This is a genomic window from Saccharibacillus sp. WB 17 (genome assembly GCF_008634075.2).
Taxonomy (GTDB): Bacteria; Bacillota; Bacilli; order Paenibacillales; family Paenibacillaceae; genus Saccharibacillus; species Saccharibacillus brassicae.
Window position 1 is genome coordinate 39,292 of sequence record NZ_VPFK02000017.1, and the last position, 25,638, is coordinate 64,929.

Annotated in this window: 17 protein-coding genes and 1 pseudogene; 15 read left to right on the forward strand and 3 right to left on the reverse strand. The window is 61.6% G+C overall.

Translation table 11 applies throughout. From position 1 onward, the window contains the following. Window positions 1–160 precede the first annotated feature (160 nt). The 9 genes and pseudogenes from FTE24_RS08625 to FTE24_RS08665 all read left to right on the forward strand — a co-directional run bounded on the left by FTE24_RS08625 (window position 161) and on the right by FTE24_RS08665 (window position 13,340). Complete coding sequence (locus tag FTE24_RS08625; protein ID WP_150232869.1) at window positions 161–1,897, forward strand: glycoside hydrolase family 13 protein; 1,737 nt, start codon at window positions 161–163, stop codon at window positions 1,895–1,897. A gap of 87 nt (window positions 1,898–1,984) precedes the next feature. After that, the gene (locus tag FTE24_RS08630) at window positions 1,985–3,508 is read left to right on the forward strand and encodes a beta-N-acetylhexosaminidase (protein ID WP_150232871.1); all 1,524 of its coding nucleotides are present in this window, start codon (window positions 1,985–1,987) and stop codon (window positions 3,506–3,508) included. 160 nt (window positions 3,509–3,668) lie between these two features. Further along, a pseudogene (locus FTE24_RS08635) lies at window positions 3,669–4,343 on the forward strand (response regulator); the annotation flags it as partial. Window positions 4,344–4,507: 164 nt separating this feature from the next. Further along, window positions 4,508–5,530, forward strand: a complete 1,023-nt coding sequence (locus FTE24_RS08640; RefSeq protein WP_150232874.1) for an ATP-binding protein — start codon at window positions 4,508–4,510, stop codon at window positions 5,528–5,530. A 69-nt stretch (window positions 5,531–5,599) separates the two neighbouring features. Continuing rightward, window positions 5,600–6,370: an ABC transporter ATP-binding protein gene (locus FTE24_RS08645; RefSeq protein ID WP_150232877.1), complete on the forward strand. Its 771-nt coding sequence runs from the start codon at window positions 5,600–5,602 to the stop codon at window positions 6,368–6,370. Further along, window positions 6,345–8,315 carry an FtsX-like permease family protein gene (locus FTE24_RS08650; RefSeq protein ID WP_150232878.1) on the forward strand — a complete coding sequence of 657 codons (1,971 nt, stop codon included), beginning with the start codon at window positions 6,345–6,347 and terminating at the stop codon, window positions 8,313–8,315. Before FTE24_RS08645 ends, FTE24_RS08650 begins: the two co-directional genes overlap by 26 nt. Before the next feature lie 137 nt (window positions 8,316–8,452). Continuing rightward, a complete protein-coding gene (locus tag FTE24_RS08655) occupies window positions 8,453–9,772 on the forward strand; it encodes a hypothetical protein (protein WP_150232880.1) in 1,320 nt (439 codons plus the stop codon). A gap of 247 nt (window positions 9,773–10,019) precedes the next feature. Beyond that, window positions 10,020–11,021 (forward strand): ABC transporter substrate-binding protein, encoded by a 1,002-nt coding sequence (locus FTE24_RS08660; RefSeq protein ID WP_237401697.1) that lies wholly within the window; start codon window positions 10,020–10,022, stop codon window positions 11,019–11,021. Between the two features lie 234 nt (window positions 11,022–11,255). Continuing rightward, on the forward strand, window positions 11,256–13,340 hold the full coding sequence (locus FTE24_RS08665) for a helix-turn-helix domain-containing protein (protein ID WP_150232884.1): 2,085 nt from the start codon (window positions 11,256–11,258) through the stop codon (window positions 13,338–13,340). Window positions 13,341–13,919: 579 nt separating this feature from the next. Here the strand turns inward: FTE24_RS08665 and FTE24_RS08670 are convergent. Beyond that, window positions 13,920–15,056, reverse strand: a complete 1,137-nt coding sequence (locus FTE24_RS08670) for an ArsR/SmtB family transcription factor (protein WP_237401698.1) — start codon at window positions 15,054–15,056, stop codon at window positions 13,920–13,922. A 300-nt stretch (window positions 15,057–15,356) separates the two neighbouring features. On the opposite strand from FTE24_RS08670, the gene FTE24_RS08675 reads away from it, so the two are divergent. The 3 genes from FTE24_RS08675 to FTE24_RS08685 all read left to right on the forward strand — a co-directional run bounded on the left by FTE24_RS08675 (window position 15,357) and on the right by FTE24_RS08685 (window position 18,816). Further along, a complete protein-coding gene (locus FTE24_RS08675; protein WP_150232886.1) occupies window positions 15,357–17,138 on the forward strand; it encodes a glycoside hydrolase family 2 protein in 1,782 nt (593 codons plus the stop codon). Window positions 17,139–17,381: 243 nt separating this feature from the next. Next, window positions 17,382–17,780: a nuclear transport factor 2 family protein gene (locus FTE24_RS08680; RefSeq protein ID WP_150232888.1), complete on the forward strand. Its 399-nt coding sequence runs from the start codon at window positions 17,382–17,384 to the stop codon at window positions 17,778–17,780. 121 nt (window positions 17,781–17,901) lie between these two features. Beyond that, window positions 17,902–18,816, forward strand: coding sequence for an NAD(P)H-binding protein (locus FTE24_RS08685; protein ID WP_150232890.1), 915 nt, complete (start codon window positions 17,902–17,904; stop codon window positions 18,814–18,816). Window positions 18,817–19,123: 307 nt separating this feature from the next. Here FTE24_RS08685 and FTE24_RS08690 read toward each other — a convergent pair whose 3' ends face one another. Further along, a complete protein-coding gene (locus FTE24_RS08690; protein ID WP_150232892.1) occupies window positions 19,124–19,744 on the reverse strand; it encodes a TetR family transcriptional regulator C-terminal domain-containing protein in 621 nt (206 codons plus the stop codon). A gap of 252 nt (window positions 19,745–19,996) precedes the next feature. Between FTE24_RS08690 and FTE24_RS08695 the strand changes: the two genes are divergently transcribed. Together FTE24_RS08695 and FTE24_RS08700 are read left to right on the forward strand one after the other, a co-directional pair. After that, on the forward strand, window positions 19,997–21,955 hold the full coding sequence (locus tag FTE24_RS08695; protein WP_237401699.1) for an amidase family protein: 1,959 nt from the start codon (window positions 19,997–19,999) through the stop codon (window positions 21,953–21,955). Between the two features lie 141 nt (window positions 21,956–22,096). After that, the gene (locus FTE24_RS08700) at window positions 22,097–24,160 is read left to right on the forward strand and encodes a GNAT family N-acetyltransferase (RefSeq protein WP_150232894.1); all 2,064 of its coding nucleotides are present in this window, start codon (window positions 22,097–22,099) and stop codon (window positions 24,158–24,160) included. 284 nt (window positions 24,161–24,444) lie between these two features. Here FTE24_RS08700 and FTE24_RS08705 read toward each other — a convergent pair whose 3' ends face one another. Continuing rightward, the gene (locus tag FTE24_RS08705) at window positions 24,445–24,867 is read right to left on the reverse strand and encodes an Rrf2 family transcriptional regulator (RefSeq protein WP_141446950.1); all 423 of its coding nucleotides are present in this window, start codon (window positions 24,865–24,867) and stop codon (window positions 24,445–24,447) included. 212 nt (window positions 24,868–25,079) lie between these two features. Here FTE24_RS08705 and FTE24_RS08710 point away from each other — a divergent pair, with 212 nt between their 5' ends. Further along, on the forward strand, window positions 25,080–25,496 hold the full coding sequence (locus FTE24_RS08710) for a GNAT family N-acetyltransferase (protein WP_150232895.1): 417 nt from the start codon (window positions 25,080–25,082) through the stop codon (window positions 25,494–25,496). The last annotated feature ends 142 nt before the right edge of the window (window positions 25,497–25,638 follow it).

The following is a 25,638-nucleotide window of genomic DNA, read 5'->3' on the forward strand; positions in this document are numbered from 1 at the left end:
TTTGCCGACTTGCTTACAGAGGACGGATGAGTCCGTCTCGATTCTTATTCCATAGCAGCTTACGTTTTTATGGGTAATAAGACGTATACAGTCGGTAAAAGCGTATGCAGCCGGCAGACGGCCGACGGCCGAACACGGCTTTTTTTGGAGGAGGAACAAGATGTCGGAACAAGTACAGGCGTCCCGGACGTCCGGGCAGCTTCAATCGAACATGAACTGGCGAGAAAATATCGTCTACGAAATTTACGTCCGCAGCTTCAACGACAGCAACGGGGACGGTGTCGGCGATCTGCGCGGCATTATCGACAAGATCGACTATATCGAACAGCTCGGCGTCACCGCCGTCTGGCTATCCCCGATCTTCGATTCGCCCAACCGCGATTACGGGTACGACGTGGTCGATTACCGCGGCATCCATCCCGAATACGGGACGCTGGACGATTTCGACGAATTGTTGGCGCTGCTGCATGAACGGGGCATTCGCCTCGTGATGGAGATCGTGCCGAACCATACGTCGAGCGACCATCCGTGGTTCAAGCAGGCGCTTCAAGGCCGGGACGATCCGTACCGCGATTATTACATTTGGCGGCCTGCGAGCGAAGACGGCGGTCCGCCGAACAACTGGACGTCGTTCCTCGGCGGTTCGTCCTGGAAGCTGCATGAAGAGACGGGCGAATATTATTTGCATACGTACGCGTGGCATCAGCCGGACCTGAATTGGGAAAATCCGAAGGTGCGTCAGGAAATTTGCGAAGCGATGGACTTCTGGCTGGAAAAAGGCGTGGACGGATTCCGGGTCGATACGGCGAACGTGCTGTCCAAAGACATGAGCTTCCCCGATACCGAAGACACGCAGCGCATTCAGGGCAGCGGCGAACCTTTTTACAAAAATGGACCTCGCATCCACGAATACCTGCACGAAATGCGCGACAAAGTATTTTCCCGGTATCCGGTGTTTACCATGGGAGAAGCGTCGCAGGTGGAGCTCGAAGACGTTGAAGACTTCACCCTTCCCGAACGCGGCGAACTCGATTTGATTCTCATGATCGAAGCGTCCAAAATTTGCGACGAAGCCGAAGACATGTGGCAGTCCAAGCCGTGGAAGCTGAGCCATATGAAACAGATCATGCGCAAATGGCTCAAGGATCTGCATCCCGACGCCTGGATCGGCATGTACCTCAGCAATCACGACCATGTGCGCATGGTGTCGTACCTCGGCGACGACGAGCACCACCGGGAACAATCCGCCAAGATGCTGTCGGTGTTCCTGATGACGCTGCGCGGCACGCCGAACCTGCTGCAGGGCGAAGAGCTGGGCATGACGAACGCGCACTTTTTTAACACCATCGACGATATCAAGGAACAGCAGGCGCTGGCCTATTACAAGCTGATGGTCGAAGAACGCGGCGAAGACCCGGAGACGATCCTCGGACGGGTGCTGCGCAAAAACCGCGACCACAGCCGGACTCCGATGCAGTGGACGGACGAAGACGGCGCCGGATTCACGGCGGGCCGCCCGTGGCAGCGGATCAATCCGAACAAGGCGGAGATCAATGCGCGGCAGCAGGAAGAAGATCCGCAGTCGGTGCTCAACTTGTACCGCAAGATGATCCGTCTGCGCCGTGACCATCCGGTGCTGACGCTCGGCACGTACGAGCCGGTGCTGGAAGAAGACGAGCATATTTACGCCTACGTGCGGGAAGACGCGCAGGAACGCTGGCTGGTCGTGCTCAACTTTTCCAAAACGCCGACCGGACTCGAACTGCCAAGCGAGCTGCGGGCGCAGCTCGCGGAAGCGGAGTGCGCGGTCTGCTCGGACGAACAGCGGGCAGGCGAACTGTCGGCGGGCCGGGCGGAGATCGCCCCGTACGCGTATTTCGTTTTCCGTTTGCCATGATAGATGGGCGCTTTTGGAAATTTCTGATCGCAGGCGCTATACTAACGGAACAGAAACATCCATCCCCAGTCGAAGAGGTGAACGAAGATGAATTCACAGATCCACGATAGCGGCACGGTACCGGGAACGCGGCGATACCTGATGACGGAAGAAGGAAGGTGGCGGCCCGGCCCGGGTTCGTCGCTGATGATTTTCCGGCAGGACACCGGCGGCGCGGCAGACGAAGCGGAGCTGCTGCTCGGCGTGCTGGAAGCGGCCGAAGATTTTCGCGGCAAGTTCGCCGAAGTCGGTGCGTTCGCCGCGCCGGCCCGGATCGGGGTCGCCCGCGAAGCGAAGCCCGGCGATCTGCTGATAGAGCTGGGCGCGGTGCCCGGCACCGTTCACCCGGAAGCGTACCGGCTCGATATCGGGGACTTCGTGACGTTGACCGCTTCGGATGCGAGGGCGGCGCTGCACGGCCTGCGGACGGTGCGGCAGCTGCTTTCTTCCGGCGGAGGCGAGCTTGCGTACGGCGCGATCGAAGACGAGCCGCTCGTCGGCGAGCGGGCGATGCATCTCGATATCGGCCGGAAATTTTATCCGCAGGCATGGATCATGCAGCGAATCGGGGAAATGGCGGAATTGAAGCTCAATACGCTTCAGCTGCATTTTTCCGAAAATGAAGGCTTTACGTTCGAAAGCGAGCGCCATCCCGAAGTGATGTCGGAACGCTACCTGACCCGGGCGCAGATCCGGGAGATCGCGGAAGAAGCGCGGCGCCACCGGATCACGCTTATTCCTTCGCTCGATTCGCCGGGGCATCTCGGCTGGGCGCTGCGCAATCGGCCGGAATGGCTGCTGACCGATTCCGAAGGCCGGCCAGCCAAAGGCGCGCTGGACATCACGAATCCCGAAGCGGTCGCGTTCGTGCTGGACCTGATCGACGAATACGCGGAACTGTTCGCGGGCAGTCCGTATTTTCATATCGGAGGCGACGAATTTATCGACTTCGGCACGTTCGCGTCGTATCCGCAGCTCGGCGATTACGCGCGCGAGACGCTTGGCATCGAAGACGGAACGGAAGTGGACGCGTACGTCGCTTACCTGAATACGGTCGCGGAGCGTCTCGAAGCCAAAGGCTTTACGGTGCGCGTCTGGAACGACGGGCTGTACCGGGCCGGTCTGGAGCAGCGGGTCCCGCCCAAGCCGTCCATGCAGGTCACGTACTGGACGAAGTGGGACCGCAAAATGGCTTCGGCGCAGACGTTTGTCGATCGCGGGCACGAGCTGGTCAACTTCAACGACGCCTACTTCTATTACGTGCTGGGCGAACATGCGGGCTATACGTACCCGACCGGAGACAAAATCTACGGCGGCTGGCATCCCGGCCTGCTGCCGCGCGTCGGCGAGAACGAACCGCAGGAGTGGGAACTGCCGTACCCCGACGCCCTGCTCGGCTGTTCGTTTTCGGTCTGGTCCGACAAGCCGGAAGCGCAAACGATCGAAGCGGTGGCGCAGGGCATTCGCGAACCGCTGCGCGCCATGGCCGAAAAAGCATGGACCGGAGAGCGGCGGTTCGCGGACTACGCCGCGTTTGCCGCAGCGTGCGAAGCGGCGGGGCTTCGCAGCTGACGGACGGCAAATGACTGAAAATGACGGTAAATGACGGCAAGGCGGCATCCGAAGCGGCAGCTCCCCTTGGGGAATTTGCCGCTTTTTGCATGGGAGCGGAGAGGTTCGGCGTCTATGGGAGGATGCCTGTTCGAAAACGGATCAAAAGGAGAGTATAACCATGTCTACCATTCTGATCGTGGAAGACGATCGCAAGATCGCGGAGCTGCTCCGCGGCGATATCGAAAAATACGGTTACCGGGCCGAAGTGGTCGAAGACTTCGAACGCGTCATGGAGACGTTCCGGGAGTGCGAAGCCAAGCTTGTGCTGCTCGACGTCAACCTGCCGAAATACGACGGCTTCTACTGGTGCCGGCAGATCCGGGCGGAATCCGTCTGTCCGATCCTGTTCATCTCCGCGCGCGACGGGCAGATGGAGCAGGTCATGGCGCTGGAGAACGGCGCGGACGATTATATTACCAAGCCTTTTCATTACGAAATCGTAATGGCCAAGATCCGCAGCCATCTGCGGCGGGCGTACGGCGAATACGCGGCAGGCCCGGAAGAGACGAAGGTTCAGGCCGGCGGTCTGACGCTCTATCCCGAGCGCTTCGCTCTGGCGGCGGGCGAACGTTCGACCGAGCTCAGCCAGAAGGAATCGCTGCTGCTCGAAGCGCTGCTGCGGCGGGCGGGCCGGGTCGTCAGCCGCGACCGGCTGCTCGGGATCATGTGGGAAGACCATCATTTTATCGATGACAACACGCTGAACGTCTATATTACGCGCGTGCGCAAAAAGCTGAAGGAACTGCAAGCGGCCGAAGTCATCGAAGTGGTGCGCGGCGCCGGCTATTTGCTGAACGTGCCGGAAGCGGATTCGCACGAAAGGCCGGCAGCCGGGGCGGAAAGCGGCGGCTCCGAAGAACCCGGCGTACGCCGGGCGCACGCGGCGCAAGGCAACGCCGCAGATGCCGCAGATGCCGCCGACGCACAAGTCCGGCAGCCGTCCGAGGGCGAACAGCCGTGAAGCTGTTCTGGCGCGATCAGCTGCCGCTCCTGCTCTTCTTCGCGTTCCAGGCACTGCTGGTGCCGCTGCTGTACTGGATCAGCGGCGAAGAACGGCCGCCGGACATCATCCTGTACGGCCTGCTGCTGAGCGCCGCCGTATTGGCGGCTTACCTGGCGTTTCGCTACGCGGCGCTGCGCCGGCTGTACACGCGGCTGTCGCAGCCCGACGTGCCGCGGTCCGATCGCCTGGAGCCGCTCGGCGAGTCTCCGCTGGCCGAAGCGGTCTCCGAACTGATTCGCGTCTACGACCGCCAATACGAGGAAGAACTCGCCGCACGGCGCAGCGCGATGGAGCGGCATGTCACCTTCATCGGCCGGTGGGTCCACCAGATGAAGACGCCGCTGTCCGTGCTGCAGCTGTCGGCGCGCGAGATCGAAGACGAAGATCTGGCGGACAGCGTCGCCGAAGAACTGGACCGGCTGCGCCGGGGGCTGGAGATGGTCATCTATACGTCGCGCCTGGAACGGTTCGAGCATGATTTTTCCGCGGAACGGGTCAAGCTGGCGCTGCCGGTGCGCGAAGCGCTGGCGGAGCAGCGGCGGCTGTTTATCGCGCGCCGCATGATTCCGGTCCTCGATGTAGCGGAAGACGCGGAAGTGTACACGGACGCCAAATGGCTGCAGTTTATTCTGGGACAGATTCTGACCAACGCCGTGCAGTATACCGAAGGCAGCGGCAAACAGGTGTTCATCCGCGCGTATCCGCGCGGTTCCCGCCTGCTGCTCGAGATTCGCGACGAAGGGATCGGGATTGTCAAAGAAGACCTGAACCGGGTATTCCATCCGTATTTCACCGGGCAGCGGGGACGGCAGTATAAGGAATCGACCGGCATGGGCCTGTATCTCGTCAGCGAAGTCTGCCGGCATCTGGATCACCGGCTCGAACTGGAGTCGGAGCCGGGGCTCGGCACGACGGTGCGGATCGAATTCCGCGAAGTGCCCGAACAGAATCTTAACGCGAATGTAAGGCGGCATTAAGGAGAATCTCTGGCCGCCTTTTCCGCATGCGGGTAGACTGGGTATCGAAGCAGGAGAGGAGAGACAATCATGAACATTTTGGAAGCAAACGGCTTGAACAAAGTCTATCCCGGCAAAGTATCCACCCAGGCGCTGACCGATATCCATCTGACGATCGCCGAGGGCGAATTCGTCGGCGTCATGGGACCGTCCGGCAGCGGCAAAACGACGCTGCTCAACATGGTCTCGACGATCGACGTCCCGAGTTCCGGCACGGTCAAGATCGGCGGCAAAGATCCGTACGCCATGAAAAGAAACGAGTTGGCCAAATTCCGGCGGCGCGAGCTCGGCTTCGTGTTCCAGGATTTCAACCTGCTGGACACGCTGACGGTCGCGGAAAATATCGTGCTGCCGCTGACACTCGACGGCGTGAACCTCAAAGAGATGGATCAGCGTCTGCATACGATCGCGGACCGGCTCGGTATCCGCGACATTCTCGGCAGCCGCACGTACGAAATCTCGGGCGGGCAGCGCCAGCGTACAGCGATCGCAAGAGCCGTCATTACCCGGCCGTCGATTCTGCTGGCCGACGAACCGACCGGCGCGCTCGATTCAAAAGCGTCGCGCGTCGTGATGGAATCGCTGGAAGGCTTGAACGGGCACGACCGTACGACGATCATGCTCGTGACGCACGATCCGCTGGCGGCGAGCTACTGCCACCGCATCGTGTTTATCAAGGACGGACGGTTGGCCGCCGAGATTCATCGCGGAGACAGCCGTCAGGCCTTTTTCCAGAAAATTATCGATACTCTTTCTTTCTGGGGGGGCAGCGCGCATGAACTTTCCTCGATTCGCGTTTAACAACGTGAGGCGCAACGCGCGCGCCTATTTCGCCTATTTGCTCAGCAGCGCGTTTATGGTCATGATCTTTTTCTCGTTCGCGGTGTTCATTTTCCATCCCGCGATCGAAGGCAGCGAGATGAACCGGATGACCAAAGCCGGCATGCAGGCCGCGGAATACGTCATTTTCGCGTTTGCGTTTTTCTTCGTGCTCTACTCGATCAGCGTCTTCCTCAAATCGCGCAACAAAGAGTTCGGCCTGCTGCTGATGCTCGGCGCCAAGCCGGGGCAGCTCAACCGTCTTGTGTGTCTGGAAAACCTGTTGATCGGAGCGGGGGCAATCTTCGGCGGCATTGGCGCGGGGCTGCTGCTGTCGAAGCTGTTCCTGCTGCTCGCCGCACGGATCACGGAGACGGAAGAACTGCCGTTCTATTGGCCGGTCAAAGCGGCTCTGCTGACGACCGGCGCGTTCGCGCTGCTGTTCCTCGTCCTCTCGATCCTGACGCTGCTGTTCGTGCGCAAGCACAACGTGCTCGAACTGATCCGCGGCGACGCCAAGCCCAAAAAAGAGCCGAAAGCGTCAATTCTGCTGTCGCTGCTCGGCCTCGCGCTGCTGCTCGCCGGATACATGGCCCTGCAGGGCGAACAACTCGAGCCGGCCTGGATCTTCATCGCGGCCGCAGCGGGCATCGCCGGCACGTATTTTTTCTATTCGCAGCTGTCCGTGCTGTTCATGCGCCTGCTCAAACGCAATCGCGCGTTCGTCTGGCGGCGCACAAACCTGCTCTGGATCTCGGAGCTGGCGTACAAGATCAAGGACAACGCCCGAATTCTGTTCCTGATTACCGTCGTCACGTCGATCGCGTCGATGAGCGCCGGCTTCGTGCTGTCGCTTCAGCAGGAGACGCAGAGACGGTACGCCGATAACCCGGTTTCGTTCGAATTGAACGTGAGCGATCCCGAGAAGCTGGCCGCGGACAAAAGCGCGGTGGAGACGTTCGTCTCCGAACGCGGGCTGAACGCCGGCGATTATACCCAAGCCGAAGTGCGCCAGCTGTACGTGTACATGACGGGCGGAGCGGCGAGAGAGCTGATGACGCGCCTGATCTCGGCTTCGGATTACGCCAAAGTGTCCGCGCTGTGGGAGACGCCCGCTTTTGCAGCGGTTGCTTCCGGCGGCGGAGAAGCGCTGCTGCTGCTCCCGCCGGTCCGCGAAGGCCAACGACATCCGTCCGCAGGAGACACCGTGACGCTTGCGAACAGCGAATCTTCGTTTGCGGTCACGCAGACCGGAGGCGGAGCGGCGTTCGCGGCCGCTTCCGGCATGCCGGTACTCGTCGTCGCCGACGGGGCGTTCGAATCCGTTCGGCAGCAGCTCGGCGAAGAAGCCAGCCTCAGCACGCATATCTATTACGCCGTTCCGGCGTGGGACCGGGCGGATACGCTGTCTTCCGACAGCCGCGAAGCTCGGATCGGTGCCGAGATGCAGCGCTGGTGGAGAGGAGAACGCGGCGACAGCTACAGCGACCGTCCGATCTCGGGCTCGATGGACGTGCGCAGCGCTTCGTATCTCGATTTTAAGCAGCAGGTGTCCATTTTCGGCTTTATCGGCGTGTTCGTGGCGCTGATGTTCTCGCTGTCGTCGGCCAGCTTCCTGTATTTCAAACTGCATGCCGAATTGACGCGGGACAGCCAAATGTACCATGCATTATCCAAAACGGGCCTCAGTATCGGCGAGATGAAGAAATCCGCCACGCTGCAAATCGCGCTGCTGTTTTTTATTCCGATCGCGGTGTCCGCTGTCCAGACGTTCGTCGTGCTGAATCCGATCCTGAAATTTATGAGCGTCGGCAGCATCACGGTTCCGGTATTGACGACGACCGCGGCTTTCCTGGCGGCGCAGACGCTTTATTTCTTTATCGTGAGAGGCCGGTATTTGGGCAGATTGAAGAAGGTAATGGTGTAAAAAGAAAAGATTCGGTGCGCGGTTCGCCATACTTGCGGACTGTTGCCTGGCCGTTTGCGGGTACACAATAGAGAGACAGAAAACGCGGCGCGCACAAGAACATCTTGTTGCGCCGCTTCGCAAACGGAGGAGAACCGATGAGAGAGCAAACAATCCATGCCATGAGAGCTTTGAAAGCGATAAAAGCGATGCAGGCGGTTCAAGGCGAACCGAACGTGAAAGATTCGCCGGCCGCAAACGAATATAACGAAAAAGAGGAGAGTGGGAGCGAAGCTTCTGCGGAGAGTGCGAGCGAAGTCTCTGAGAAAAGCGGAGCGGGCAGGGCGGCGATAGCTATGGAGCCGGACGCGGCGCAGAAGGGCGTGCAGGCGAAGAGTGTGTCGCAGGGTGATGGGACAGGCGTGCCTCATGCCGGTGCGCAGAAAAGTGTGCCGCATGGCGACAAAGTGCAGCATGGAACCGGCAGCGCAAGCGGACCGGCAGCCGGCGGCACGCGCGAGCGCCGGCTCGATCTCGCCTTCGACCTGGCGCCGTACCTGCGCGGGTGGGCGCTCGTCTCGGCTTCGCTCGGCCACGACGGCCGCGCTTACGTGCTGCTGATCGACGGGGAGCCGGTCCGCGAAGCGGGCTTCGTGCCGTCCGGCCTGCAGGCCGCGCCCCGCTACAAAGTGCTGGTCGTCGAGCTGCGTTCCCCGGCAGGTTCCGCTGCGCAGGACGTTGTCGAAGAAATCGCGGTCGAAGGCGAATCGTTCAACTATCACTACGTGCAGCCGCTCGGGGCGGATCTGCTGCTGGTCGGCGCGCGCAGCCGGTATTACGGCCGCGACCAGTACGACCTGAACGCCGCCGTATTCGACCGGAGCGGACAGCCGCTGCGCCGCTTCCTCGTCGGCGACGGCATTCAGAGCGTCCAGACGACGGCCGGCGGGCTGATCTGGACAAGCTTTTTCGACGAGGGCGTGTTCGGCAATTACGGCTGGAGCCGCCCGGTCGGGGAGAGCGGCCTGATCGCCTGGGACAGCTGGGGCATCCGCGTATTCACGAACAGCGAAGCGGACATCGCCGACTGCTACGCGCTGAACGTCGTATCGGACCACGAAGTCTGGTTCTACTACTACACCGACTTCAAGCTGTGCCGCCTGTTCGGTCCGGCCGTGCAGCCGAGCGTTTCGTTTCTCGATCCGAAGCTTGCCGGCTCTTCCGTAGTCGCGACCGACGGCGCGCGCTTTCTGCTGGACGGCGGCTACAACCGACTCGGCACGTACACGCTGCTGCGGCGCGACGGTTCCGGTGCGCTCACGCGAAGCGAAGAGTGGACGTTCGCCGATGCCGCCGGCCGCCCGCTGCAAGCGCCGATCGGCTATGCGCGCGGCGCAGCGCTGCTGCTGCTGGACGAAGCGAAATTGTACGTTTGCCGCCTGGACGAATGGAAAGAAAGGACGGACGGGCGAGTCTAGCCTTCGAATTCGGCACGTTCTGCGGATCGGCCCGGCGGCGCGCAAGCGGAGTCCGAGGTTGCTTCCGACCGATTCCGATTCCGCGCCGGTCACGCGTTTGTGCAAAAAGTTTCCCCCGAATGTGCATTGTTTCCCGCAGCGGCGAAAGCTAGAATGGGGAGCAGACAGTGAGAATGAAAATCAATTGGGGGAAAAAAGGATGAGCAAAATCGGGTTTACGACGATAAAAACAGGGGCTTTGGTTCTGATGTTGGCGGTCGGTGCGGCATTGGCCGGCTGCGGAGCGAACAGCGGACCGGCGACTTCGGCGGCGGGAACTGCCGGGGGCGAAAAGTCTTCGGCGCAAACGCAGGAGGCCGGGGCGGCAGGCAATCAGGCTTCGTCTGGCGAAAGCGAAGCCGGCCAGGAAGCCGCGGAGACCCGCGTCGTGCAGGGCGAATTCGGCGAAGTGACGCTGCCGGCCCATCCGAAGCGGGTAGCCGGCATCTATCTGGAAGATTACTTGTCGGCGCTCGGCGTGACGCCGGTCGTCCAGTGGTATCACCCGAACTGGGGCGTACAGGATTACCTGAAGCTCGACGTGCCGCAGTACGATACGAGCGGCAGCCCGGAAGCGCTGCTCGCGCAGCAGCCCGACCTGATTATGCTGGACGGCGGCGTCGATCAGGCCGGCTACGAGACGTATGCCAAGATCGCGCCGACGTACCGGCTGCCGGAGAGCGTCCTGCAGGATTCCAAGCAGATCCTGCTCGCCGTCGCCGACGCGCTCGGCATGGCGGACAAAGGCCGGGAAGTGCTCGCGAAGTACGAAAGTACCGTCGCGGACGACAAAGCGAAGCTGCAGAAAGCGATCGGCGACGAGACGGTCGCGGTGGTGCGCCTGAACGGCGGAGAGAAGACGCTTGCGCTGTTCGGCGTCAAAAACCGCTTCGTCGGTTCCCTGTACAGCGAACTCGGATTGACGCCGCACCCGATGGTCGGCGAAATGGAAGAGTACCAGCAGATCATTTCCGAAGAAGGACTGGCCGATCTGGACGCGGACCACATTTTCATTTTCCCGGCCAATGGCGAGTGGGACTCGGCGGAAAACAAAGAAGCCGCAAAGATTCTGGAGCGTCCGATCTGGAAATCGCTCAAAGCCGTCAAAAACAATCATGTCTATACCGTCGAACGCTCTTACTGGCAGTCGGGCGGCATTCAGGCCAACCTGCTGAAATTCGCCGACGTTATGAAAAATCTCGCGCCTTAACGGTCCAATTGCCGGTGACCGTCCGTTTACGAGTGCCGTTTGGTGAAAAAGAATTCGCCTCGAAGCGCCGAAAAGTCTTTTGGAGACTTTTCGGCGCTTTTTGCTGTTCGGAATCGGACGTGAACCGTCCTGCCATCCGGGAAGAGGCTCGAACGGATTGCCTGCGCCGCGAGAATGACGTATACTAGGCGCCAGACGATAATGAGAAACATTATCAATGAAGGGGGCTTGGACGTGGAGCGGATACCCTTTGCTTATACGCTGACCGATATTCGGTATGAAGAAATAAGACCCGAACCGGCCCGGCCCGGGGACTGCGGGCGGATCGGCAGTCTGCCGCAATCCGGGCGGCCAACCGGACAGGCGCAAGCGCACCGCGCTTCGGACGGCGCCGAACTGTGGGTCGTCACCGGCGGCACCGGATCGGTGCAGTGCGGAGGAACGACCTGGCCGCTCGCCCGGGGCCGCCTGCTGCTGGGCCCGCTCGGCGGCGTTCGGGCGGCGTCGAGCGGGCCGGCGGCAGAGGCCGGCCGGCCTGATGCGGCGGAGGAGCGGGAGCGCTACGAGCGGCTTGGGGCGGCGGACGTGGAGGGAGCTGAAGCGGCGGAAGCGGAGATGTCCGAGGCGGAGCGGAAAGAGGCAGCGGAAGCGGAGCGGAAGGCGGCAGGCCGAAGCGGGCCTGTGGCGGAGCGGGGAGAGGCAGCGGAAGCGGAGCGGAAGGCGGTAGGCCGAAGCGGGCCTGTGGCGGAGCGGGGAGAGGCAGCGGAAGCGGAGGCATCCGCGGCGAAGCGGAAAGCGGCAGCGGCGATGTACGCGGCGGAGCGAAAAGCAGCAGGCCAAAGCGGGCCTGCTGCGGAGCGGGGAGAAGCGGCGGGGATGTCCGCGACGGAAGCGGCGATGTCCATGCCGCAGCTTCACGCGGCAGGCGCGGAGCCGCTGACGCTGTATCGGCTCGCTTTTTGCGCAGCCGATCGTTCGGGAGCGCCGCTGCCGCCCGGCGAGGCGCTGCCTTTCGTCGGCGCGACGGACTTCGCGCCGTTCTCGTTCTGCGCGGAGAGGGCGCAGAAGCTGCACGAACGCCGCGCGGAGACCGGCGGGGCCGCCGCGCTGGAGCGCCAGATCGCGTTTCAGGAGCTGCTGCTCGCCGCCGTCAGGCAGCGCGAGAGCGCTTCGCGGGCCGGGACGGGCGAAAGCCCGGCACTGGATGTCCGCGAAGCGGTGCGGCGGTCGATCGCGCGGATCGATCGCGAGTACCGCGAGCCGTTTACGGTCGAATCGCTGGCCGCCTCGGCCGGCATCGGGCGCTGGACCTATACGAACCTGTTCAAGGAAGCGACCGGCAGCCTGCCGCTCGATTACTTGAACCGGGTCCGGATCGGGCAGGCGAAGCAGCTGCTGCTGGCGACGGAAGACCGGCTGGGCGAGATTGCCCAGCGCGTCGGCTTCAGCAGCGAATATTATTTCAGCCGCCGCTTCAAACGCGAAGCCGGCCTGTCGCCCGGCCAATACCGGCGGCTGCATCGCCGGGAAGTGCGCGTCTTCGCGCCTTACCTCGAAGACGCCCTGCTCGCGCTCGGCATCGTGCCGATTGCGCAGTACAGCCACAGCGCCTGGGGCGTGCAGGCATATTTGCCGCTTGAAGGAGTGCCCGCGTTCGACGTCGCGGACGGAACGCGCGAAGACCTGCTGCGCCTGAAGCCGGAGCTGCTGCTGTTCGACGACGGCTTCGAACGCTGGCATCTGGACCGCTTGTCCGGCGTTGCGCCCAGCCTGCTGCTGGAACAGCCCGGCGAAGCCTGGGCGGACAAGCTGCGCGGGACGGCCGCCTTGTTCGGCCGCGAAGCGGAAGCCCGGCATATGCTGCGCCGCTATGACGAACAAGTCCGCGACGCGGGTTCGCGCCTGGCCGCGATGCCCGGCGGGGCCGCTTCGCGCGGCTCCGTCGCGTGCCTGCGCATTTCGGCGCAGCAGATTCGGTTGTACGCGCAGCACAGCGGTTATACCGGCCCGCTGCTGTACGGCGAGCTCGGCTTGAAGCCGCCCGAGCTGCTGCGGCATATGCCTGAGGCGCAGCGAAGCCTGCTGCTGCGCCCCGACGAACTTGCGCAGGTGGACGCCGATCATTTGTTCGTCATTTTCGACAAGTCCGACAACCGGCATCCCGGCGACGAGAGACGGCTGCTGGAGCATCCGTGCTGGCGGGCCCTGCCCGCGGTTCAAGCCGGCCGGGTATATGAAACGGACTTTTTCGCCTGGATGAATTACGGCATATTGGCGCACGGCCGCAAAATTCGGGACGTGCTGGAGACTTTGCTCTAGCCCGAACAGCAAATTCTGCCGCCAAAAAGCGAATCCACACCAAGAAGCCCGACCTTCGACAGTCTGATCTGTCGAGGGTCGGGCTTTTTCGCATAGGGCGTATAGTGGAGCCGTCTTTTCGGTAGTTTCGAGCGCCGTCTTATCTCGTTCAGGAGATTGGGCCGGATAAATGCTGCCTTTTCATGCGAATATTTGCCCGATCCACCGATTTTCGCGCCAAATGTTGACTTTATGTGCACATTTGGCTCGTTTGCAGCGGATTATAGGCGTTATACGCGTAAAATGTTGCCTTTATGTGCGAATATCTGCCTGATCTGCCGATTTCCGCGCCGAATGTTGACTTTATGTGCACATTTGGCTCGTTTGCAGCGGATTACGGACATAATACCCATAAAATGTTGCCTTNTCCGATCCACCGATTTCCGCGCCGAATGTTGACTTTATGTACACATTTGGCTCGTTTGCAGCGGATTACGGACATAATACCCATAAAATGTTGCCTTTATGTGCGAATATTTGCCCGATCCGCCGATTACCGTGCAAAATGTTGACTTTATGTACACATTTTTCGGATGCCCGCTAGGCGCGTCCGATTTCGGGGCTGTCGAACTTCACGGACACTTCGATGTCGCGGTCGTAGTTGCCGAAGCCGCGGCCGAACAGGCTGACGCCGCCGGGATGGGCGGCGTTCGATCGGCTCTCGATCCGCAGCGCGATCTCGCGGCCTGCCGAAGCGCCCCTTGGCGCTTCGGCCCCGGCGCTGCGCCCCGCTGCAGCTTCGCCCGCTACCGCATCGCCCGCCATCGCGCCGCTCTCCGCGCCCCGCGCCCCCGCGCCGCCCACTGCGGCTGCGCCCTTGCCTGCTCCTGCGCCCTTCCCCGCGGCTTCGCCCGCGCCCCGCGCCGCCAAAGCCCCGCCCCCCACGCCCTGCATGGCGTGAATATCCAGGTCGGCCGCCGTTACGTCCGACAGCTTCGTGCCGTCCATGAACGTGCCGTCTTCGCGCACGGACAAAGTCTTCAGCAGCCCGTATTGGCTGCTGTGTTCGCTCCACCATTCGGGCGTGTGGAGCCCGCGCCTGCCGCCGAAATTGCCGGGGCAGGTCCAGGTGCCGACCGGCACGCCGCCGATCTCAAACGAGATATCGGACGGCCAGTTCGGGTTGTAGCCGGGCGCTTCGGAGCCGAGTTCCAGCGTGACGGAAATCTCGCGCACGGTCTGCGCGCCGACGAGATAATTCGGAATCCGGTACTCGACGTAGCCGGAACCGAACCACAGATGCCGCGCCCCGACGCGGGCCGGATCGGCAAAATACCGCGGATCGTCCATCATGCCGATCAGGCGCGATTCGGAAGCGAGTCCGCACGTCGGACGGACTTCGTGTTCCGCGTATTGGCCGACGGGAATCGAGACGGCGTAGGCGCTGCGATCCGCCTGCGACGGATGGGAGCGGAAATTGAGCGTCAGGCTGTCCACGGCCAGCCGGCACATTTTGCGGCGGCCGCGCGTGCCGGTGACGCTCTCGGAAGCGAGCAGTCCGGCTTTTTCCATCTTCTGAATATGTTTGGTGACGATGGCGGACGAGACTTGCAGTCGTTCCGCCAGCTCGCCGATGCTCATCGGACGTTCGCCGAGCAGCTCGAAGATACGCACCCGCGTCTCGGACGCGAAACATTCGAGCAGCGGCAGGTTTTCCAGGGTAACGGCTGTATGCATCGCGAACCTCCTTCATATCCTCAATCTCATACGCTCAATCTCGTGTACTCAATCTCATATCCTCAATCTCACGTACTCAACCTCGTATACTCATTCTCACGTAATCATTCTTCTTCCCAATCTTCTGCTCATTCTCAGCTTCGGTTTCATTTTCACGCCTTCAATCCCAGCTCGATTATATAACCGTAAAGTTAATTAATCAACTTATATTGACTTTAAATCGCTTATCGCGCATACTTTTTTCGACAGATGGAAGCGTTATTTTTATAACTCGAAAGTTAACGAAAAGGAGCGATAAAAATGGGCACGAATCATAACGAAGCAGCAGAGATCGGTCGACCGGAGTATCCGCGGCCGCAGTTTGTCCGGGATCACTGGGTTAATCTGAACGGGGAGTGGGAGTTTGCGTTCGACGACGAAGACCGGGGAAGCGCAGCGGGCTGGAGCGGCGGCGAACAGTCTTTGGGGCAAAAGATTCAGGTGCCGTTCGCGTACCAGAGCCGGTTGAGCGGAATCGGGGAGACCGATTTCCACGACAACGTCTGGTACCGCCGCCTGTTCGACGTGCCGGAGTCGTTTGCGGAGCGGCAGGTGCTGCTGTACTTCGGAGCGGTCGATTACGCAGCCAAAGTCTGGGTGAACGGCGTGTTCGTCGCGGCGCACGAAGGCGGGCATACGCCGTTCAAAGCGGATATTACGCACGCGCTGCACGCGGACGGAACGCCGAACGCTCTGGTCGTGCAGGCGCTCGACGAGAGCCGTAACCTGGAACTGCCGCGCGGCAAACAGTTTTGGAAAAAAGACTCGGCCAGCATTTTCTATACGCGCACGACCGGAATATGGCAGACCGTATGGATCGAAGCCGTGCCGCGGACGTATCTGGACAAAGTCAAACTGACGCCGGACATCGACAACAAGCGGGTGGAAATCGTGCCGCATATCGCGAATTACGCGCCGGGCCGGGAGCTGCGGCTGCGCGTGTCGATTACTTTTGGAGGCGTGCGCGTGACCGAGCAGACGTACGACGTGACCGGGCGCACGATGACGCATACGATCGGGCTGGCCAACTTCAACGCGCAGGAACGCGAGACGCTGTGGGCGCCGGAGCATCCGAATCTGTACGACATTTCGTATACGCTGCTGGACGGCGAGGCCGAGACCGATCGGGTGGAGAGCTACTTCGGCATGCGCAAAATATCGGTCGAAGGCGGCCGGCTGTGCCTCAACAACAGTCCGTACAAAATGAAGCTGGTGCTCGACCAGGGTTATTTTCCGGACGGTATCCTGACGCCTCCGAGCGAAGCGGACATCCGGCGGGATATCGAACTGACGAAGGAAATGGGCTTCAACGGCGCGCGCAAGCATCAGAAGCTCGAAGATCCGCGGTATCTGTACGGGTGCGACAAGCTCGGCCTGCTCGTCTGGAGCGAAGCGGCCAACGCGTACAGTTACTCGGACCAGTACGTGGAACGTTTTCAGCGGGAGTGGATCGAAGCGGTCGACCGCGATTACAATCATCCGTCGATCGTCGTCTGGGTGCCGCTCAACGAGAGCTGGGGGGTGCCGGATCTGGCGCGCGACCCGCTTCAGCAGCATCATTCGCTCTCGCTCGTCTATCTCACCAAGTCGCTCGATCGGATGCGTCCGGTCATCTCGAACGACGGCTGGGAGCACACGGTCAGCGATCTGGTCACGATTCACGATTACGAGTGGCGGCGCGAAGTGCTCGAAGAACGGTACGCGGCGGCGGAAAAAGCGCTCAGTCTCGTTCCCGGCGGCCATCCGGTAATGGCGCACGGGTACGATTACCGGGGCGAGCCGCTGCTGGTGACGGAGTTCGGCGGCATCGGCTACCGGAAAAGCGAATGGGAAGGCTGGGGCTACTCCGGCGCAAGCAGCGACGAAGATTTCGAGGAGCGCCTGCGCAACGTGATCGGGCCGCTGCTCGACTCCGAGCTGGTGCAGGGCTACTGCTACACCCAGCTGACCGACGTCGAGCAGGAGATCAACGGCCTGCTGACGTACGACCGGGTGCCGAAGATTCCGCTGGACAAGATCCGGGCGATCAACGAAGGCCGGTAAGCTTTTTGGCATTCGAACATCCGAGCAACTGAACATCCCAACAACCGAATATACGCAGGGTAAAAAAAGGCCGACGCTTTCGTAAATCCGGAAGTGTCGGTCCTTTTTTTGATAAATTCCGGATCGTTTAGTCAAAATATAATTGACCAATCAGTCCGGAAATGATAAGGTGGGGTCGAAGCTTGATGCCGCAGGCGACAAAGAGTCTGCGTCCATATCCCAATCCGAAGGAGAGGAAGCACGATGAGCACCGTTACGCGAGCAAGAGCCGAAGAGATCATGTCCGTTTTTGCACAAAGTTTTTTGCAGGGAGACCACGAGGCTTTTCTGGATCTGTTTCATGAAAATGTCCGTTTCGATTTTCCGTACGCGCCCGATCCTTATCCGAAAAGATTGCACGGCATCGGCGAACTGCGCAGCCATCTCGAAGGACTTCAAGACCTGTTCGTCATTCACTCGTTCTCCGACCCGGTCATTCATCGTTCTATGGACGGTCCCGTATTCACGGCGGAGTTCGAAGGACACGGCACCCTGCTGCAGTCCGGCAGGCCGTACGACCAGCACTACATTTCGGTGGTCGAACTCCAACAAGACCGGATTATCCGGTATCAGGATTACTGGAATCCGCTGAGCATCGGCTAAACGGGGAGCAGGACGTCCGGCAGCGCGGTCGTGTTGGCGCCGGATCGATTCTTTTGTGCATATCGCTGTCCGATTTTGTCATTCCGATCTCATATTCTTATTTTACAAGGAGCTGTTCCGTATGACCTTTTCTTCGCCTTCTTCCCCGATTCGAATTTTGCTGACCGGCGGGCAGGGCAAAACGTCTTCCCGCCTCGCGCGGCTGCTGCGGCTTCAAGGGCACGCGGTCCGACAAGCCGGACGCAGACGACCGGAATCCCGCGAAGGACAACCGGACAGCGTCGTGTTCGACTGGTACGACCCTTCGACCTACGAAGCCGCGTTAACAGGCATGGATGCCGTCTACCTGGTAGCTCCGCCCGATCTGCACCCGGATCAGGTCATGGTCCCGTTTATCCGTAAAGCGCGGGAAGCTTCTGTCCGACGCTTCGTGCTGCTGTCCAGCGCTTCCGTGTCCGCGGACGATCCGGTGTTCGGGCCGATCCACCGGGAACTGCGCAGCGGCGCTGCGGAATGGGCCGTGCTGCGGCCTTCCTATTTTATGCAAAATTTTAGCGAGACGGCGCATGCCTACACGATTCGCGAATCGAATCGGATCTTTACCGCGGCCGGCTCCGGCAAAGTCGGGTTCGTCGACGCCGAAGACATTGCGGCGGTCGCTGCCGAAGCGCTGACGCGCCCGGAGCCGTTCAACGACGAACTCGTGATCACGGGCCCGGAAGCGTTGAGCTACGGCGAAGCGGCCGAGCGGATCGGCGAACTGACCGGCCTGCCGGTGCAGCATATCGCGATCACGGAAGACGAACTGAGACAGAACCTGATCGGGGTCGGCCTTCCGCGCGAATACGCGGCCTTTCTGGCCGGTCTGGACACGCGAATCCGCGTAGAGGGCAGCGAAGACCGCGTCACCGATACGGTGCGCCGCGTGACCGGACGCGAACCGCGTTCGCTGACGGATCATATACGGGCGAATCCGGCTTCGCTGCGTTTGGAGCCGGAGCCTGCGCGGGATCAAGCGGGGCGTGCCAAGCTGTAAAATCGGGCCGTAAAATAAAATCAGACCTCTAAAAAAGGAAGGCGCCGCGTTCGACGATCGGCCAAGCATCGCCGACGTGCTTCTTCACGAACTTTCGCTATACGAAAAGCCGCCTTTCAAATCGGGAATCCCGATTTGAAAGGCGGCTTTTCGGCGAACCGAATCGATCTGAACCTAACTGAATTGAACCGATCTGAACCGAATCGAATCGATCCGTTCCCCAAGGCGTGCGCCAAGCGGAAGCGCGACCCGTTCAACGCCGGCCCGGCCGGCCTTTTGCGCCTGCAACGAGCCGCCGTCCGCCGGCTTACTCCGCCCGATCCGCGCCCGATCCGGCCGCCCTGTGCCAGCGCAGCACGGACAAAGCCGTCTCCGCGACCGCTTCAAGCTTAGGCCGGTCGGCGCCCATTTTGCCGGTCAGCACCAGCGCGTTGCGCTCGTGGGCCAGAAAAAGGGACAGCCGTTCAAGATCGGCGTCGGCACGCAGTTCGCCGGCTGCTCGGCCCCGTTCGAGCAGATCGTAGAAAGCTTTTTCCACGTCAAGCTGGTTGGCCTGCATGTAGGCGTTCAGTTCTTCGTCATGCGGCATGTATTCGATCGCGCTGCTGATAATAAAGCAGTCCTGCCGCTGCTGCGGGTCCGACAAGGCCGATACGATCTCGCCGAAAGCCTGCCGGATCCGTTCTTCCGCGCCGCCCGGCTCCCGGAACAGCTCGACGATGTCGGCCTGTTTGCGGTTCATGTAGAATTGAACGGCAGCCAAAAAAAGTTCCCGTTTGGTGCCGTACGTATCGTACAGGCTTTGACGGGCGATACCCAACCCTTTTAACAGATCCGGCAGCGAAGTGCCTTCGTACCCCTGCGTTCCGAATATGCCAAGCGCCCGGCCCAACACTTCCTCGGGATCGAATGCTTTGGTTCTTGCCACGGTGCACCGCCTCCTTCCTGCTGTTAATCATAGGGGAACGGAAGGCGCGGTTCAATATGCGAACGGCATTCCGGCGAACCGAACCTGTTTTTCACACAGGATCGGGAAGGCTTTCATGTATAATGGAGGAAAAGCGCACACCGATCATCGGTCCCGTCCGCGGGTACAAAAGGAATAGGGAGCGATTCGCTTTGCCGCGGATCGGCTCGGTGCAATAGAGGAATCGACATTTTGACAAAAAGGATGAGGCTGATGCCCGAACACGAAAAGATCAACGAGTCCGGCCGGCGTGAAGCCGGGCTTCCGGTCGAACGCAAACAGCCCGATCCGCGGGGCATTCCCGTGGAGAACGAAATTGCCGTGCCGCCGGCCGAAGCCGGTCCCGCCAAAGGACTGGAAATCGCGGAGATTCTGGAAGCTTCGGTGTCGGCTTTTGTCACGTCGCAGGGAGAAGTCCGCAAAAAATCGAAAACGGATAAAGGGGCGGCGCCCGATTCGGGTTCCGATTCGGACGGGGTGGACGTTCGGCAGGGCGGCGTGTCCGGCCGCGCTTCCGATTCCGCGCAGCCGGATGCCGGTTCGGACCGCGGCGTCTCTGTCGATCGGGGATTCGTGCCTGCCGTGAATACGGGCGGCGATCGCTCCGCGATGAGCGGCCGCGCCGGTTCCACGGCCGCGCAAATCGAGCTGCGGCTGCCGATCTGGGAAAGCGAGGAAGTGCCGGCCGTGTCGCCGAACGCCGATCTCGACAAGCTCAGCTCGAACGCCGCGCACGATCGCGAAGAGATTACGGACGAAGACCTGATCGAGCTGACGATCGAACGCTTCAAGGAGAAGCTGCAAAGCGGCCGTTGGACGTGCCTGCAGCTGACGGAAGCTTATCTGGAGCGGATTGCCCGGCTCGACGGCAAGCTGAATGCGGTGCTGGAAGTGAACCCGGACGCCGCCGCGCTGGCCAAGCAGCTCGACGACAACTTCGACGAGCTGGGTTCGCTGCCGCTGTACGGCGTGCCGCTGCTGCTCAAAGACAATATCGATACGGCGGACCGGATGACGACGTCCGCGGGTTCGCTGGCGCTGGAAGGGCGCCGGGCGAAACGGGATGCTTTTGCCGTCGACAAACTGCGCGACGCGGGCGCGATCCTGCTCGGCAAAGTCAATATGACGGAATGGGCGAACTATATGTCCGACGACATGCCGTCCGGCTACAGTTCGCGCGGCGGACAGACGAACAATCCGTACGGAGCCTATCCGGTCGGCGGGTCCAGTACCGGCAGCGCGGCGGCCGTCTCGGCCAACTTCGCGCTCGGCACCGTCGGTTCGGAGACGTCCGGCTCGATCGTGAGCCCGGCGGCTGCGCATTCGGTCGTCGGGATCAAGCCGACGGTCGGCCTGATCAGCCGCAGCGGCGTCGTTCCGCTGTCGCTGACGCAGGACACGCTCGGTCCGATCGCCCGGACGGTGCTTGATGCGGCGCTGATTCTGGAAGCGATGGCGTTCGGCGACGAAGCGGACGCCTGCACGCTGCTGCCGCAGCGCCCGGTGTCGTTCCTGCCGGGCCGGATGGATTTGACCGGCCGGTTGAAGGTCGGCGTCGTCGAAGGATTCGCGCGGCGCCTCGACGCGGAGACGTCGGCCGTGTTCGAGCAGGCGCTCGACGGCCTGCAGGCTGCAGGCATCGAAGTGAAACGCGGCCTCGACCTGCCGGTTCCCGAAGAGGAAGGGGACGGCACGGTGCTGCGCCGCGAGTTCAAATCGGCGATCGACGCGTTCTTCGCCGCGCAGCCGCCCGGTCAGGGCCCGGCGGATCTGGCGGAGCTGATCGAAGCCAACCGCGCGAACCCGCAAAAGCGTCTGCGGTACGGGCAGAACCTGCTGGAAGAAGCGCAGCAGGCGGGCGGCAGCCTCGAAGACGACGTCTACCGCTCCAGCAAGGCAGGCGGCGTTCGAAGCGCCGGCGAAGAAGGGATCGACCGCGCGCTGGAGCAATACGGCGTGCACGCGCTGCTGTTCACCGATTACGAAGGCTCCGATCTTGCGGCGCGCGCCGGGTATCCGCTCGTGTCCGTGCCGGCCGGCTATACCGAATCGGGACGCCCGGTCGGTCTGCTGCTGTCGGGAACGGCCATGTCCGATCCGCTGCTGATCGAGATCGCCTACCGGTTCGAGCGGGCGACCCAAAAACGCAAAGCGCCCAAAGCTTTTCGTTAGGAACCGGCAGCCCGGGGCGTTCTTTCCGTAAGCGGTGCGCCTGCCGGGCAGGAAAACGCCGCCGGACGGCGAAGGTAGCGGGTATGGTCGGGCGTACAGCGGCACAAGCCCGGAATCCGGATTTACAGGGAGGGGAAGCGGATGGAGAAAGAAAAAGAAAAGGCTCCGGCAGAGACGGAGGACGTGCTGATTCGCACGCCGAACCTGCTCATTCGCAGATTCGGACAGGAAGAATGGCCCGAACTGCTCACTTATTTGCAGGACGACGGCGTGGCGGACGGATTCCCGGAAGGCATCTATACGGAAGAGAGGCTGCGCGACATGACGGCCGATCCGTATCTGTACGCGCTCGTGTCCCTGCAGGACGACCAGGTGATCGGCCACGTGTTTTCCCGTCCCGGCGTTCAGCCGATGACGGGGCTGCTCGGCTTCGGCGTGCGTTCGGATTACCGAAGGTGCGGATACGGCACCGAAGCGGCGCAGGCGCTGTTCCGCCACGCGTTCGAAGAGCTGGGGCTGCATCGGGTGACGGTATCGTGCCCGCCCGAAAATCTGGCGCTGCGCGCTCTGCTCGAAAAGTGCGGCATGCGCATGGAAGCTTTTTTTCGCCGGAATCTGCCGACGATCGACGGGGAATGGCGCGACGAATGCGTCTATGCGCTGCTGAGGGACGAATGGCTCGTCAACGCGAGCCTGCTGCATCTGCGGCAGGGCGGGGAATCGATCCGCCTGGAAGACTTTATCGCTTTGTCGTTGTCGGCGGAGCGCGAACAATCCGGGGCAGGCGAGCTTGTCGAAGCCGTGCCGGTGCTCGATACGGCGCTGGCGATCGAAGCCGAGCAACGGGCGGATCTGGAAGCGGAGCTGGAAGTCGAGCGTCAGGTCGATCTTGAGCGGGAACTGGAAGCCGCGTACCCGACCGAGCCGGAGCGGGAAGCGGAGTACCAAGCCGAACTTGAGCTGGAAGCCGCAGCCGGCTTCGAACGCGAAGAGGTCGCTTCCTACGAAGCGCCGGCGCAAACGTCGGCTCTGCCGGAAGCCGCGTCCGACGCCGCTGTCGAAGCGGCGCCGGTTCTGCCGGTTCAAGAGCCGGCGGCAGATGCGGCTGAAGAATCGGCCGCCGAGTCTGCCGCCGAACATCCGGCGGCGCCCGAGATTTACGGGCAGTTCGCCGCACCCGGCGAGCCGGAGATTCCGCAGGTGACGCTGCCGATGAGCGCCGGGGACAGCTCCGGCGCGGGGCCGTCCGCTCCGGTGCTGCCGGCGGCCGTGGCGGCCACCGTGATCGAACCGGCGGCCGTCGAGGGCACGGTCGTCGGCGTGCAGCGCGCGCCGGCTGCGCCGGACCCGATGTACGGGCTGATCGAACAGCGGGTCGACGGCGTGCCGGTCGTGCTGCGGCGGCTGCACGACTTCAACTGGCTGGCGCCGTTCGGACGCGTATTCCGCGTATGGGACCGCCAGGATTCCGGCAACCTGTCGTTCGGGCTGGAGATCGAAGACCAGCGCGTCTTTATCAAATACGCCGGCGCGGAGACGGCGGAATATGCCGGCCATCCGGCGGACGCCGTGCAGCGGCTGCGCGAAGCGGCGAACGCCTACGAAGCGCTGGACCATCCGGCGCTGGTGCGGATGCTGGACCATTTCGAGACGCCGGACGGATACGCGATCCTGTTCGAATGGGCGAAAGGGCAGTCGCTGCACCGAGGCGACGATAGCGGCGCAGACCCGCATCCTGTCCGATCCCGCTTCCGCGCCCTGCCGATCGAGCGGCGGCTCGAAGCGATGGAGACGATTCTCGACTTCCACGCCCACGTGGAAGAGAAAGGCTACGTCGCGATCGATTTTTACGACGGCAGTATGCTGTACGATTTCGAAGCCGGCCGGATGACGCTTTGCGATATCGACCTGTACCGGCCTGCTCCTTATATCAATGAAATGGGCCGCATGTGGGGCTCTTCGCGCTTCATGTCGGCGGAAGAATACGAGCTGGGCGCGGCGATCGATTCCCGGACGAACGTCTACACGATGGGCGCGACGGCGTTCTATATGCTCGGCGGCACGCGGGACCGTTCGCCCGGACTGTGGGAAGCCGGGGAAGAACTGTACCGCCTGGCGCTGCGCGCCGTGTCGCCCGAACGCTCCCATCGCCAGGCGTCGGTGCGCGAGCTGCTGGACGCCTGGACAAGCCTCGTCAGAGGCTGATCCGCCGGGAGAGTCGGCACCTGCCGGCCTCCTTGCGTCATCGCAAGTCTTCAAGCCCGATCCTTCCGTTCGCAGCTCCATTCGAAGCTCTATTCGAAGCACCATTCGCAAGCCCATAATCGGCAAAAATCCGGTTCTCCGCGCTTTTCGAACAGATGCCGCGCAGCGATAAGGGCTGCGGCCATCCGTCGGCAAGCGATCGGGGAACCGGATTTTGTGACAAACGTTCGGAACCGCTTTTTTGGCAAACTCTTATCCTGTGCGCGGCCGTCGGCGGCACCTCGTCAGTGGGCGTGCCCGACCGCATGTCCGGCTGCCGCCATCTCGTCCGCCACGCGGCCGATCGTCGTCGTACGCAGATGCTCGTCCATTTTGCGTTCGGATTCGCGCATGACCGCATCGATCAGGCAGCCGGGACCGTTGGAATCGCAGCCTTTGAACAGGGGCGTGCTGCCTTCGATCGCCTGAATGATATCGAGAAACGAAATATCGTGCTTGTCGCGCCGCAGGCAGTAGCCGCCTTGGGCGCCGGAATAGGAATCGACCAGACCGGCTTTGGCCAGCTTGGTAAGGATTTTGGACAGGTAGGTCGGGGATACGCCCTGCTTCGCGGCCAGGTCCTGCACGCCTACTTTGAGTCCGGGCGTACGTACTGCCAAATCGAGCATCGTATGCAGCGCGTAGTTCGTGCCTTTGGAATAATTCATCGTTTATCATCCTTAGTCATGGAATGGAAAGGCAAACGGAAAGTCCGGCTGGGGTCGCGCTTGGGATCTTCAAGGCTCTTGTCCATTGTCGCAAGCCTGGGATAGCGCGTCAATGTTCTTCTGCCGTGCGAACGCGCTCGAAGTTTGGGGACTATGTCATTGCGACCCGGAGTGGTATAATCTGGGGAAACCACGAATCAGGAGGCGTCTTTATGACTATTCAGTATCTCGACAGTCTGGAATCGATCAAGGAAGATTCGTTTGCCGACGGCTTTTTCGACGGTTGGCCCAACCGTCCCACCCCGGCCACGTTCGTTCGGATGCTGCAAGGATCGGCTTACGTGATGCTTGCGCAGGACGAAGAGACGGGCAAGATCGTAGGATTCGTGAATGCGCTCTCCGACGGTGTCCTCAGCGCGTACATTCCGCTGCTGGAAGTCGTGCCCGCTTATCAGGGCCAGGGCATCGGGCGCGAATTGGCGCGGCAGCTGCTGAAGCGGTTGGACGCTTATTACATGGTGGACCTGATGTGCGACCCGGAACTCGAAAGTTTCTATGCCCGCCAGGGCATGCGTCCGGCGAACGGTATGACGCGGCGCAATTACAAAAATCAAAAAGGCATCTCGTAACGCGGGCGAACCGCCTGCACGAATCGGCCCGAATAGAAGCTTGGCGTCGGATAGAAAGAAGTCCGATACACGACAAAGAAGCGGTTCTTCGCGCGTCCCCGGACGCAGCGGAGAACCGCTTCTTTTGCCGATCTGGCCGTTT

Coding starts and splice junctions, on each gene's coding strand:
- FTE24_RS08645 (WP_150232877.1), top strand. CDS start 5,600: ATGAACATTTTGGAAGCAAACGGCTTGAACAAAGTCTATCCCGGCAAA.
- FTE24_RS08630 (WP_150232871.1), top strand. CDS start 1,985: ATGAATTCACAGATCCACGATAGCGGCACGGTACCGGGAACGCGGCGA.
- FTE24_RS08660 (WP_237401697.1), top strand. CDS start 10,020: ATGTTGGCGGTCGGTGCGGCATTGGCCGGCTGCGGAGCGAACAGCGGA.
- FTE24_RS08650 (WP_150232878.1), top strand. CDS start 6,345: ATGAACTTTCCTCGATTCGCGTTTAACAACGTGAGGCGCAACGCGCGC.
- FTE24_RS08655 (WP_150232880.1), top strand. CDS start 8,453: ATGAGAGAGCAAACAATCCATGCCATGAGAGCTTTGAAAGCGATAAAA.
- FTE24_RS08670 (WP_237401698.1), bottom strand. CDS start 15,056: ATGCATACAGCCGTTACCCTGGAAAACCTGCCGCTGCTCGAATGTTTC.
- FTE24_RS08685 (WP_150232890.1), top strand. CDS start 17,902: ATGACCTTTTCTTCGCCTTCTTCCCCGATTCGAATTTTGCTGACCGGC.
- FTE24_RS08705 (WP_141446950.1), bottom strand. CDS start 24,867: ATGAATTATTCCAAAGGCACGAACTACGCGCTGCATACGATGCTCGAT.
- FTE24_RS08625 (WP_150232869.1), top strand. CDS start 161: ATGTCGGAACAAGTACAGGCGTCCCGGACGTCCGGGCAGCTTCAATCG.
- FTE24_RS08710 (WP_150232895.1), top strand. CDS start 25,080: ATGACTATTCAGTATCTCGACAGTCTGGAATCGATCAAGGAAGATTCG.
- FTE24_RS08675 (WP_150232886.1), top strand. CDS start 15,357: ATGGGCACGAATCATAACGAAGCAGCAGAGATCGGTCGACCGGAGTAT.
- FTE24_RS08680 (WP_150232888.1), top strand. CDS start 17,382: ATGAGCACCGTTACGCGAGCAAGAGCCGAAGAGATCATGTCCGTTTTT.
- FTE24_RS08695 (WP_237401699.1), top strand. CDS start 19,997: ATGCCCGAACACGAAAAGATCAACGAGTCCGGCCGGCGTGAAGCCGGG.
- FTE24_RS08700 (WP_150232894.1), top strand. CDS start 22,097: ATGGAGAAAGAAAAAGAAAAGGCTCCGGCAGAGACGGAGGACGTGCTG.